Genomic DNA, 12,585 nt, shown 5'->3' with positions numbered 1-12,585 from the left:
CTTAATAAGACTTTTATTTATTATGCCAGAAAAAAACAGAAAATACTTCATACTTTAGAGGTATTTTCAAAAGATATCCCCCTCTCATTCGCTTTTTCATCTGGCTAAAAAAAGCTAGCGGGAAAACTGCCGAAGCAATCTTCCTGCTAGCTTAAAATTTAATCTTCCAGACCACTCATAGGTGAACGGTGAGGATCTTGAATGCGCTTGAATAACTTCTCCATATCACCATTACTAAAATGAATCAATACTGGGCGACCATGGGGACAATTAAATGGATTTTCACATAGCGTCAAATCTTGCAGCAACACACGCGCCTGCAATTCATTTAAGTGATGGTTGGCTTTAATGGATCGCTTACAGCTCATCATGATCGCTGTTGCTTCCCGAAACTTTTTGACACTGACATTTCCTGTCGTTAGCAACATATCAATCATTTCACGGGTGATACTTTCTTCTTGTCCAGCAGGATACCACGTTGGATGCGCGCGAATAATGAAACTATTGGCACCAAAGTCTTCTAGTTGAATCCCAACCTCCAGCAGCATTTCTTTTTTCTCCCGCAATTTTATAGCGTCACTATTGGGATAATCCAACACAATCGGAACGAGTAATTCTTGCAAGCTGTTGCCTACATCGCCAATTTTTTCACGGAAATACTCGTATTTAATCCGCTCTTGGGCTGCGTGCTGATCAATAATATACAGGCCATCACTACTTTGGGCAAAAAGATACGTGCCGTGCATTTGTCCAAAGTATTCCAATTGTGGAAAACGTTCTACTGGTTTTTCAGCTTCTAAAGCTGCGATTGCTTTGTTTAAAGCTTGGCTGCCATTTTTATCCTGCAGATTAAATTCTGGGTGATCTAACTCACTTTGCAATTCTTCGGCAAGTTCTGCTGGTGATAGTTCTACTTCACGCTCTGGTGTAATTTCTGCTGAGAAAGTTGGATTATCTTCAATTTTATTATCCACAGGAGAAATAAAAACCGGTTCATCTTCATCTTGTTGGGGATAACTTGGCGCAACGGGAAATTCTGTTGGAATTTCTGCTACTTGTGAACTATTATAAAATTCATTTGTCTTCTCATCAGCTGTTGGCACGGGATTTTCAGCGCTACTTTCCTCAACTTGTCCACAATCATCCACAGCTTTATCCACAGACTGTGAATTACGATAAACAAATTTGCCGCTACTAGGATCAAACGTTAAACCGTTGTTTTTCTTTTCAGCAGCCGGCAATGTCATTTGTAATTGTTCTGTTTTTTCTTGTTCATCACGGGAAATTTTTTTCTTAAAGCCCAAGTTTTCTCCCGCATCGGGAATAAGATTTTCTGCCCGCAGCCGTTCATTGATTGCTTTACTAATTAACTTTGTTAACTCTGGCTCTTTGGATAGACGAACTTCTTGTTTGGTTGGATGGACATTCACGTCCACTAATAGCGGGTCCATGGTAATTTCTAAAACCGCAATGGGAAAACGTCCAACCATTAATTTCGAACCATAACCGGTAATAATGGCTTTATTTAACGCAAAGTTTTTAATATAGCGTCCATTAATGATGGTTGAAATATAATTACGGCTAGCCCGTGTTACTTCAGGTAAAGAAATAAAGCCTGTGACCGTAAAATCTAAATCTTTTGTATCAATAGCCAACATCTTTTTCGCAGTTTGAACACCAAAAATACCGGCGATCGTTTGCTTCAAATCACCATTACCCGCAGTGGTGAGCATTTTATTGCCATCGTGAACAAGACGAAATGCAATATTTGGATGGCTCAATGCCAAGCGGTTGACGATATCCCCAATATTAGATAATTCCGTTTGCAATGTTTTGACATATTTTAAACGGGCTGGCGTATTAAAGAATAAATTTTCAACTGTAATTTTAGTTCCTTGTCGTAATGGCGCCGCTGTGTGTTGGATTACTTTGCCACCTTCTAGTTGCAACAAAGAACCTTGCGTAGTATCTTGAATCGCTGTTTCTACTGTTACATAAGATACAGAGGCGATACTTGGCAGTGCTTCACCACGAAATCCCAATGTTCTAATCCGAAATAAATCATCCCGACTGTGAATTTTACTTGTTGCGTGGCGTTTAAAAGCATTTTCCACATCATCTTCGGCAATACCTTCACCATTATCTGTTACTTGAATTTTTTTTAGCCCAGCTTCCTCGACTAAAATATCAATTTGACTAGATCCTGCATCAATCGCATTTTCAACTAATTCTTTCACCACTGATGCAGGGCGTTCCACCACTTCACCAGCAGCAATTTGATTGGCAAGACGTTCAGATAACTCTTGAATTTTACCCATCGTCTGCCTCCTTTTCTAAATTCGTTTTTGCAACTCGTATAAAATATTTAACGCTTCTCGTGGCGTTGTATCCAATAAATCTAATTTTTTCAACGTATCAATGACACCTAATTCTTCTGTGGAAACTTCTTGGAATAATGAAATTTGCTCGACTTCTTCTGACACTTTTGGCACAGGTGTGGTAACGGTGGTCTCTTGTGTTTCCAAATGCTGTAAAATCGTTGCGGCCCGTTCCAGTAAATCCGTTGGCAAGCCCGCAATTTTGGCCACATGAATACCGTAACTCTTATCAGCAGCCCCTTCCATCATTTTATGCAAGAAAACAACTTCACCATCTTTTTCCACCGCGCCTACGTGAACATTACGCAACTGGGGCAATGCTTCATCTAAAACAGTTAATTCGTGGTAGTGGGTTGAAAAAAGGGTCTTGGCTTTTACTACTTTGTGAATATATTCAATAATAGCTTGCGCCAGTGCCATCCCGTCATAGGTTGCTGTGCCGCGCCCCAATTCATCAAATAAAATTAAACTATTCGGTGTGGCATGCCGTAACGCTTGATTGGCTTCCATCATTTCCACCATGAAGGTACTTTGACCAGCAATTAAATCGTCACTTGCACCAATGCGGGTAAAAATACGATCAAAAATTGGCAGATTGGCACTTTGGGCTGGTACAAAACTTCCCATCTGAGCCATAATGACAGTCAATGCTAACTGCCGCATGTAGGTACTCTTACCTGACATATTCGGTCCGGTGATTAAAAGAATTAACGTTTCACGATCCATTATAATGGAATTTGGGATATATTCTTGATGCCCCAAAACTTTTTCCACAACGGGATGTCGTCCTTCTTTAATCGCTAATTCTTGTCTATTATTCATAGCTGGCCGCACATATTGATAGCGCTCCGCAATTGTGGCAAAACTTTGCAACACATCGGTGGCACTAATTGCTTTGGCTAATTTTTGCAAGCGGCTGATTGCCTTTTTGATTTCTTCTCGTACGGCTAAAAAGAGCTGGTATTCTAAATCCACTGATTTTTCTTCAGCTTCTAAAATTTGCGTTTCCAATTTTTTTAATTCTGGGGTAATAAAACGTTCCGCATTGGCTAAGGTTTGCTTTCGTTCATAACGGCCTTCTGCTAAATTAGCTAAGTTAGCTTTGGTAATTTCAATATAATAGCCAAAGACGCGGTTAAAGCCGACTTTCAAATTTTTAATTCCAGTAGCTTCTCGCTCACTTGCCTCTAACTCAGCTAACCATTGTTTGCCGTTACGCATGGCCAAGCGATATTGGTCCAGTTGCGCGTTAAAACCGTCTTTAATGACATTGCCTTCTGTAATGGCTAAAGGGGCCTCTTCATTAATAGCTTGTTCAATTAAAGCAACTAAATCATCCATCGGTTCTAAATCAAGTAGCAGATCATTCCACGCACCATTATTAATCCCGCTTAAAAGATTACGAATTTGCGGAACTTGCATGAGCGATGTTTTTAGTTGTAGTAAATCACGCCCATTCACATTGCCAAAAGCTACCCGACCGGCTAGGCGTTCTAAGTCATACACTTTGGTTAAGGCTGCTTGTAAATCAGCCCGCTCAAAATAGCTGTCTAATAAAGACTGCACCATCTCTTGACGCAGCGTGATTTGTTTGTTTTGAATTAAGGGACGATCTAACCACTGTTTTAACAAGCGGCCCCCCATGGCTGTCTTGGTTTCATCTAAAAGCCACAATAGCGTACCTTGTTTTTTACCCGTCCGAATCGATTGTGCCAACTCCAAGTTAAACTTCGAATAGTAATCCATCTTTAAGTAGTGATCTGGTTGATAGCTTTCTGCTTTTTGAATATGGGCTAAGCTACGCTTTTGGGTCTCTGCCAAGTAGCATAATAACTTACCCGTAACTTCTTTTTCAGTTGCTTCTTTTAATTCACTGGTTAAAAATTGAAATTCAGCATTATCCGTCATTTCCATTTGACTAGAAAAGACGAGATTTAACCGTTCTTGCAACGTCTTTTTTAACTCTTCTGTAATTTCACTGGTAAACACAATTTCTTTTGTTTGCAAAGCACTGGCTTCGTTTAAAACAGCTTCTTCATCTGGCAGTATTGCGGCCTTCAACTCACCTGTACTTAAATCCACGTATGCAAATCCATACGTATCACCGTCAAAATTCAAAGCGGTCAAAAAATTATTGTCTTTTGCTGCCAATCCTTTTGCATCCATGACTGTCCCCGGCGTGACCAATTGGACAACTTCTCTTTTTACCATACCCTTAGCAGTTTTGGGATCTTCTACTTGTTCACAAATAGCAACTTTGTATCCTTGTTCAATTAACGTATCAATATAGCCTTGAGCCGCATGATACGGGACGCCACACATGGGAATTGGATCATCTGCATTACGATTACGGCTGGTTAAAGTCAGCTCTAAAATTTGAGCAGCTTTAATCGCATCCTCGTAAAACATTTCATAAAAGTCTCCTAAACGGTAAAATAAGAAAGCATCTTGATAGTTTGCCTTAATACTTAAATATTGTTCCATCATGGGTGTATTTTTAGTCTTTTGAGGCATGAAAGCTCCTCCTTTAGTTATTCAGTAGCTCACACTAACTGTTTTGTACCAGGGTAAAATTTATTTTTTTACTTCACTTATTAGCTTTAGCTTAAAAATTTTCTAGACTAATTTTCTGTTTTTTCCTGTTCGTTGTGACTCTCTAAGGTTTGATTCACATCTTGGGAGATATTTTCCGTAATAAAATGCAGTAAATCATTAGCTAGTGCCAGTTTTTCGCGATAAGAAATGACCAACGGATGATTTTCATATTCTTTAGTATATTCATCCGCTGCTGAAATTGCGGCTTTTTGTGCTTCTGGCTTGTCATAATGATCGTATTGTACCGCCTCTTTTTGCGCTGCTTTAATTTTTTCTTCCAGTTCTTTTAAGCGGGGATTATTTGCCACTTTTGCTGCAATTTGGCGATAGTCTTTGACAACTTCATTTTCTGCTAGTGCCTGAACTAATTCATTTAATGCGGCCGTTACTTCTGGTTCAAAGTTTTCCATTTTTTCTTCCTATTCATAAAATGGACGATCTGCTGAAATTTGAATCGTCTCTATTTTTTTGGCATGACCATTTTTTTCATCAATGTCAATCACACAGGCAGATAGGATACTTCTTCCTTCTTCTACCACTTCAAAGCGTTGTGGCAAAGCTGTGATAAAGCGTTCAATGACCCCTTCTTTTTTCATGCCTAAAATTCCGTCATAAGGTCCTGTCATGCCGACATCACTTAAAAATGCTGTTCCTTTTGGTAAAATACGCCCATCATTTGTTTGCACGTGGGTATGGGTTCCGACGACAGCCGAAACCTTACCATCTAAATACCAGCCCATAGCCTGTTTTTCGCTAGTCGTTTCCCCATGAAAATCGACAAAAATATACGGTGTCCGCTTTCGGGCTGCTGCTACTAATTCATCTGCTTTCGTAAAAGGATCATCAATCGCTGTCATAAATGCCCGGGCTTGCAAATTGATTACTGCTAGCTCAATTTCATTTACTTTAACAAAAACCATCCCCACACCGGGTGCTTTAGCAGGAAAGTTAGCTGGGCGAATCATTTTTTTAGCATCCCCGATAAATTCAAATATTTCGCGATTATCCCAGGTGTGATTTCCTAGTGTTACGACATCCACACCATCTTGCAAAAATTTTTTATAAATTTTGCCTGTAATCCCCCGACCCCCGGCGGCATTCTCCCCGTTTGCGATCGTTACTTGCGGACGATACTTTTTCTTTAACTTGGGCAAATACGCCGTAATCGTTTCTCTACCTAGTGTTCCAACAACATCTCCAATAAATAATACCCGCACAAATTTTCCTCTTCTCTTAAATGTCTTGTTCCATTATAGTGGTTTTTCCAAGGAAAAAAAAGTGTCCATCACTAGCGTTAACTAACGGTAATAAAAAAGAGCGCGCGCACTCCTTTAGCTTTTGCACCATAAGAACAAAATATTTTAAACCGGATGCCAAAATTAAAAAAATATCGTTGTTTGTTGCCGATAAAATTCGTTTATTCCTGTTAATTTCTGATAGTAAAAAAAAGTGCCTTGTCGATCGACAAAGCACATTTAATACATCATTAAAATGAAAGTGGCCGTTGATCGTTTTCGTGGATGATTTCACGAAAATCAGCTAGTCCTAGTGCTAAGCCACGAATTAATATTTCAGCGGTACCAATGTTGGTGGCGAGGGGAATCTCGTACACATCACACAACCGAATCAAAGCTGTTACGTCTGGTTCATGGGGTTGCGCGGCAAGTGGATCGCGCAAAAAGATCACCATGTCTAAGTCATCAGCCGCAAGCATTGCGCCGATTTGTTGGTCGCCACCTAAAGGACCCGACTTGTAGCGATGGACTGAAAGGCCCGTTGCTTCTGCAATTTTCTGACCTGTAGTTCCAGTCGCAAACAGTTCATGTTGCGCTAAAATATCTCGGTAAGCCGTTGTCATTTGTACCATCAAATCTTTTTTGCGATCGTGTGCAATTAGTGCGATTTTCATCTTTTCCACCTCCAAATTATTTAAATTAAAGCTAATTCTTGTAAGGCTTTAAAAATCCCGTCTTCATCATTTGAAGCAGTTACAATAGATGCAACATCTTTCACATCATCTTCAGCATTTCCCATCGCCACACCGATTCCAGCTGCAGCCAACATTTCTTTATCATTTTGGCCATCGCCAAACGTAATAATATCTTCTTGTTTTATGCCGAGAGTTCTTCCCAAATGGAGGATTGTGGCAGCTTTTGAACCATTTTCTGGAATTATATCCACACATTTTTCATGCCAACGAACAAAACGCAACGCCGGATATTTTTCATCAAAACGGCCTTCATAATTAGCGTCGTAAAAAGCTAACGCTTGATACACTTCTTGTTGGTTTTTAAAATCAGGATCAAATTCTGGCACATGAGAGCCAAAAGAGCGCATCGCTTCGTCCATGACGGAAACATTAAAATCACTATGGCGACCCATTGCATCCATCCCAATAAAAGCGGTATCGACTCTTAATTCATCCAGTTCAGAAATTAGCGCTGTTAGTTGCGCTTCATCCAATAAATGCTTATAAACCTGTTTGTGGTCTAAAAAAGCGGCTGAACCATTGCAAACCACATAGTTATGAAAAGCCAATTTTTTCAAGACCGGTTGGGCCAAAAAACGACTACGACCGGTAGCAACCATGACCAAATGGCCATTATTGCGCAATTTTTCCAAGGCTTTTATTGTATTGGGTAAGGCTTCTTTTTGACTGTTCAACAATGTTCCATCAATATCAAAGGCAATTAATTTTCGCTTCATTTTTTACTCGCTTTCTTTAGCTGCTTGCTGCCTTCTCTTGCAGCAAGCGGACTTAAATTATTCTGGGCAATAAATTGTGTTACATAAACTGGATCTGTTTTGCTATATTCCCGCAATGACCAACCAATAGCTTTTTGAATGAAAAATTCTGGCGTACTCAGATCCCACAAGATCGCTTTTTCTAGTAAAACCAAATCTGTCGCAGTTTTACTTTGCAATTGCAGATTAATACTCATCCTGCGCAACCAAAAATCTTCTGCCTGATAAAACCAGCTGAACACTTCTGCTAAGCTTTTAGGATAGGCCTTAATGTAATCATTAAACCCTTTACGCCACGCATCAATGCTGTCCCACCACTCTTTTTGCGCCACTAGTGGCAAATAAGCTCTTAACTCAGACAATTCAAGCCGCAAAACATTTTTATTAAACAAATCAATCGCTAAATACTGGTATTCTCGTGCGTCTTGCTGATAATAATAAAAAATTTCTTCTTGCAATGTGGCTGTAGACCATTGGCGACTTGCCTTTAAAAGTTCTTTTTGCGCCTTAGCGCGTAGTGGTTTTGGAATACCCAAAAAAGGAAATTTATTTTTCATATATTTAGCCATGGGAATAGCTTGACTTGGATTAGGAACAAAAGTTAATCGTGACATAAAATCTCCTTATGAATTTGCAGCGTTTTCTTTCTTATCAACGTCAATTGTAAAAGTTATTAGAAAAACAAGCAAGGTTTCATTTTTCAAAATCAGATTACATAACAAAAGACAAACTAAATTACACCTCAAAAGACTATTACTACTTAAAGTTTGTCACAAAAAAAAGCTGTAACAAAACTTATCTCACGCAAATCTTCTTTGCAAAGATTTGCCAATCAAAAGTTTTGTTACAACTGTTAAAAATTAGTCAACATAAATGGATTTCGAATTGTTTAACCAAGCAAAGCCTAAGCCCATCACCAAGCCTCCACCAATATAATTCCCGATTAAAGCAAAAATAAGATTATGAAAAACAGTACCTGCTGTCATACCTTCAATTGCTCCACCAGAAGCAAAATAAGCTAATGAAAAAGCTGGGAAGTTTGCGATAACGTGTTCATAGCCTAAAAAAGCAAAGATAAAAATGATAAAGATAATTGCCGCTACTTTACCAGCATCATCTTTCATACGCATACTAATTAAAACCGCTGTATTCACCACGATATTAGCAAACATCGCTTCAATCAAAATTTGCATCGTTGATTTTTCCAATTTACCTGTAATAGAAGTAAAGAAGAAATTATCTGGTTCTAAACCTTGAAATGGCCCTGTTTGAGCAATTAAAAAGCCCACTACCAAACCGCCAATCAAGTTAAACAAAATACAAGAAAATAAAATTTTCGCAGCTAACCCAAAATTCAAACGTTTACGATAAACACCAACAGTCATGTATAACATATTTGAAGTTCCCAGTTCGGCATTCAAATACAAAATCATTACAAGTGACCAACTGAACATGAAGGCATACAACATTTTGCCCAAACCTGGCACGATATGCTCGCCTTTCATTGCGATTGCAAATGCCACAGCCGTTCCCAAACCTAAAAATAAACAAGCTAAAATTGCACGGACCGCATAACGAAAGTAACTTCCTTGGATTAAATCAACTTTCTTTTCAATCGATGTGTCAATTTTTGAAAATAACGGTGATACAGGATTCATCTCTTTTCTCCTCTACTTTAAGTGAATAATTATAAATACCCACTTATTTTATAGAGGCAATTCGGTTTTGTAAAGTTCTTTCGGGAAATTTCTGAAAAAGTACGTAACAAAATTACAAGACGATGATTATCTTTAATCTTTTTTTCAAATATCGTTAGTTTTCAAAGAGAAAAATAACTCTTTTTGCCAATGTAAAATGACCGTTGTCTAAGTCATCTTGATCCTATTTCACTAAAATAATCTATTTATACTAAAAATGCGGATAAATAAACAACGTTTTTTATTCCCATATCCTATCATTTTGTAAAAGCAGCCTAGTAGAACAATTTTTCTTGACTATAGCTAGAAAATTATCGTATACTAAGTTTTGTGTAAAATAATGCAGCAGAAGAATAATAGCTCGTCACCAGTCCATCGCTGGCATGCCAGTTCAATTGTGTAACCGCGGCTGCAAAGGTGAAGATTGAAGGATGAACTGCACGAATATGAATTTTTCATCGGATTATTTTACTCCAAAAAACAATTTTATTTTATTGGAGGAATTTTTAAATGTCACGTTATACTGGACCATCATGGAAATTATCACGTCGTTTAGGTATCTCATTATCTGGCACTGGTAAAGAATTAGCTCGTCGTCCTTTCCCACCAGGTCAACACGGCCCTAACAGCCGCGGCAAAAAATCTGAATACGGCTTGCAATTAACTGAAAAACAAAAATTACGCCACATGTACGGCATGAACGAACGTCAATTCCGTAACTTATTCGTTAAAGCTGGCAGAATCAAAGAAGGTAAACTTGGTGTTAACTTCATGATCTTGTTAGAACAACGTTTGGATAACGTCGTTTACCGCCTAGGTTTGGCTACTACTCGTCGTCAAGCTCGTCAATTAGTTAACCATGGTCATATCACGGTTGACGGCAAACGCGTTGACATCCCTTCATACCACGTTGAAGTTGGTCAAGTGATCGGTGTTCGCGAAAAATCTCAAAACAACGTAGCTGTTCGCGCTGCTTTAGAAGCAACTATCGGACGTCCTGCTTTCGTTAGCTTTGATGATGAAAAATTAGAAGGTTCATTAACTCGTTTACCAGAACGTGAAGAAATGACACCTGATGTTGACGAATCATTCGTCGTTGAATTCTACAACCAATTAATGTAATCACGATTACATTGTACGCAAATCCTTTATCTTCAAGGATTTGCGTTTTTTATTTGTCAAAAAAATATTCTACCTTCGATTTCACCTTAGATTTTTTTAGAATTTACTTATTATCAACATAATCCATGAGATTTTCTACAGCTAACCGATCCGCTTCATCGCTAATGTGTGTGTACGTATCTAGAGTTAGATTAATGCTTGCATGCCTATCGTATTCATAGTTTCATAAAACAACTTTTTGTAGTATCGGATTAAATAAAAAAAACAGTCGTCAAAAGACGACTGCACATTTCTAATGAATCACACTTCTATTTTAAAGCGAAATTTATTCCAGATTTCCAAAGTAATACAATTGCCACTCACCTTTATCAATTCGCTTTAAATACCAACACCAATCGCGGTAAAAAGTATTGGGACGTAAATTTTCATACCCAGCTGGACCCACGTAAAGGGTACTGGTCAACAATAAATATTCTGTTTTTGGGGCAACTTCTTTTTCACTTTTTAGACGGGCATATTTTTGTAATTTTTCTTGATACGATAATGTATCTAAGCGGCAATTTTTAAAGACTTCAGAAAAGCCACCTTTTACAACTTCTGCAGCCGCCTGAATTTCCTTTTCTGAATAATGTTTTGAACTGGCAAAATCTTCTTTAACACTTTCTGCTTTCCCCGCTGGTTTATAAAAGGATAATAAGAGTAGTGCTAGCGCTACAATACCAAAAACTACCAGCATCTGCTTTTTCAACTGCTTCATAATTTCTCCTCTAATTCTTTTTTTAAGCGAATTCTTTACTATCATACAATATTTTAAATTTTTTTGGTTAACTATTTCAAAAAACACTTTACTTTTCGTTAACCAAGAAATATAATCTTGTTAACCATTTGTAAATGGAGTTAACGAAAGTGAGTGAAAAAAATGCGTATTTCTTTACGGGAACAATTATTAGCAGCAATTTTTGCAGGGATCATTTCTATTTTATCCCAAGTAACAATACCTTTGGGTTTAATCCCCTTGACTTTACAAACCTTCATCATTGGCTTAACCGTCACCATTTTAGGAACGAAAACCGGAACTTGGGCGATTACCATCTACCTTATCTTAGGTCTAATCGGTGTACCCGTTTTTGCTGGCGGTAGCGCTGGATTTGGTGTACTTTTCGGACCAACGGGTGGTTTTTTGATCGGTTTTATCTTCAACGGCTTAGTAACCGGCTCTATTTTAGAAGCCACGCAAAAAAATTATTTTTGGGCAGTTATTGCAAATATCGTCGGTGCCATGGTGACACTTTTTTTTGGTACTGCTTGGTTGAAATTTGGCACCGGTATGGAATTTTTAGCCGCGCTTAAAACTGGCTTTATTCCCTTTATCTTACCAGGAATCATCAAGGCTGTTGCTTGTGGTGTTTTGGGTATCTTCATTTTGCGTCGCTTGCCTCAACGTTATTTTGCTTCTAGCAAATAATAGCAAAAAAAATGCCGTGATTTTCATCACGGCATTTTTTTATTTTACAGCGTCTTTTAATTGTTTGCCTGGTTTAAAAGCTGGTGTAACAGATGCTGGAATTTCAATTTCTTCACCAGTTTGTGGGTTGCGACCTTTACGTGCAGCACGTTTACGTGTTTCAAAAGTACCAAAGCCCATAATTTGTACGCTTTCTTCTGACTTCAATGTTGTTTCAACAGTATCGATGATGGCAGCCAAGACAGCAGTCGCGTCTTTTTTTGTAACCCCTGATTTTTCAGCAACAGCTGAAATTAAATCTGCTTTGTTCATTAATAATTCCTCCTACTCGGAATAAAATAATTAGGATGTTATTCAATCCTTGTCTTTTATTCTAGCAAAACCCTTGATATGACGCAATAGAAAACACTTTCTATGATTACTATTAAAATAATTGTAATAATCTTAATAATAATGTAACAGCATTTTTTCAGAAATTATCAGAAGTGTTATCATTTGTCTTTTTAAATAAAATCTGTTTTTATAGTAATGTTTGAGTTTTTTAGCTTACTTTTTTGCACTTATTTTAAACGCAAACAAAAAT

General features: G+C 38.0%; 12 protein-coding genes. 2 read left to right on the top strand and 10 right to left on the bottom strand.

What is annotated here, in order from left to right; genetic code table 11:
- Positions 1-158: 158 nt before the first annotated feature.
- The 8 genes from mutL to P3T75_RS01835 all read right to left on the bottom strand — a co-directional run bounded on the left by mutL (position 159) and on the right by P3T75_RS01835 (position 9,376).
- Positions 159-2,318: a DNA mismatch repair endonuclease MutL gene (gene mutL, locus P3T75_RS01870; RefSeq protein ID WP_282462064.1), complete on the bottom strand. Its 2,160-nt coding sequence runs from the start codon at positions 2,316-2,318 to the stop codon at positions 159-161.
- A gap of 15 nt (positions 2,319-2,333) precedes the next feature.
- Positions 2,334-4,892, bottom strand: a complete 2,559-nt coding sequence (gene mutS, locus P3T75_RS01865; protein ID WP_282462063.1) for a DNA mismatch repair protein MutS — start codon at positions 4,890-4,892, stop codon at positions 2,334-2,336.
- A gap of 107 nt (positions 4,893-4,999) precedes the next feature.
- A complete protein-coding gene (locus tag P3T75_RS01860) occupies positions 5,000-5,383 on the bottom strand; it encodes a YlbF family regulator (RefSeq protein ID WP_282462062.1) in 384 nt (127 codons plus the stop codon).
- Between the two features lie 9 nt (positions 5,384-5,392).
- Positions 5,393-6,190 (bottom strand): TIGR00282 family metallophosphoesterase, encoded by a 798-nt coding sequence (locus P3T75_RS01855; RefSeq protein ID WP_230711213.1) that lies wholly within the window; start codon positions 6,188-6,190, stop codon positions 5,393-5,395.
- 269 nt (positions 6,191-6,459) lie between these two features.
- Positions 6,460-6,882, bottom strand: coding sequence for a methylglyoxal synthase (gene mgsA, locus P3T75_RS01850; RefSeq protein ID WP_206903502.1), 423 nt, complete (start codon positions 6,880-6,882; stop codon positions 6,460-6,462).
- Positions 6,883-6,902: 20 nt separating this feature from the next.
- Positions 6,903-7,679: a Cof-type HAD-IIB family hydrolase gene (locus tag P3T75_RS01845; protein WP_282462061.1), complete on the bottom strand. Its 777-nt coding sequence runs from the start codon at positions 7,677-7,679 to the stop codon at positions 6,903-6,905.
- Positions 7,676-8,332 (bottom strand): DNA alkylation repair protein, encoded by a 657-nt coding sequence (locus tag P3T75_RS01840; protein ID WP_206903500.1) that lies wholly within the window; start codon positions 8,330-8,332, stop codon positions 7,676-7,678. Before P3T75_RS01840 ends, P3T75_RS01845 begins: the two co-directional genes overlap by 4 nt.
- 246 nt (positions 8,333-8,578) lie before the next feature.
- A complete protein-coding gene (locus tag P3T75_RS01835) occupies positions 8,579-9,376 on the bottom strand; it encodes a formate/nitrite transporter family protein (RefSeq protein ID WP_206903499.1) in 798 nt (265 codons plus the stop codon).
- 549 nt (positions 9,377-9,925) lie between these two features.
- Between P3T75_RS01835 and rpsD the strand changes: the two genes are divergently transcribed.
- Positions 9,926-10,537, top strand: coding sequence for a 30S ribosomal protein S4 (gene rpsD / locus P3T75_RS01830; RefSeq protein WP_230711209.1), 612 nt, complete (start codon positions 9,926-9,928; stop codon positions 10,535-10,537).
- A gap of 325 nt (positions 10,538-10,862) precedes the next feature.
- Here rpsD and P3T75_RS01825 read toward each other — a convergent pair whose 3' ends face one another.
- Positions 10,863-11,294 carry a hypothetical protein gene (locus P3T75_RS01825; RefSeq protein WP_206903494.1) on the bottom strand — a complete coding sequence of 144 codons (432 nt, stop codon included), beginning with the start codon at positions 11,292-11,294 and terminating at the stop codon, positions 10,863-10,865.
- A 162-nt stretch (positions 11,295-11,456) separates the two neighbouring features.
- On the opposite strand from P3T75_RS01825, the gene P3T75_RS01820 reads away from it, so the two are divergent.
- Positions 11,457-12,002, top strand: a complete 546-nt coding sequence (locus tag P3T75_RS01820; protein WP_230711207.1) for a biotin transporter BioY — start codon at positions 11,457-11,459, stop codon at positions 12,000-12,002.
- A gap of 39 nt (positions 12,003-12,041) precedes the next feature.
- Here the strand turns inward: P3T75_RS01820 and P3T75_RS01815 are convergent, their stop codons facing one another.
- Positions 12,042-12,314 carry an HU family DNA-binding protein gene (locus P3T75_RS01815; RefSeq protein WP_206903439.1) on the bottom strand — a complete coding sequence of 91 codons (273 nt, stop codon included), beginning with the start codon at positions 12,312-12,314 and terminating at the stop codon, positions 12,042-12,044.
- Positions 12,315-12,585 lie beyond the last annotated feature (271 nt).

The organism is Enterococcus montenegrensis, assembly GCF_029983095.1.
Classification (GTDB): Bacteria; Bacillota; Bacilli; order Lactobacillales; family Enterococcaceae; genus Enterococcus_C; species Enterococcus_C montenegrensis.
Note: the sequence above shows the minus strand (reverse complement) of the source record. Positions and strands in the feature narration are given on the sequence as shown.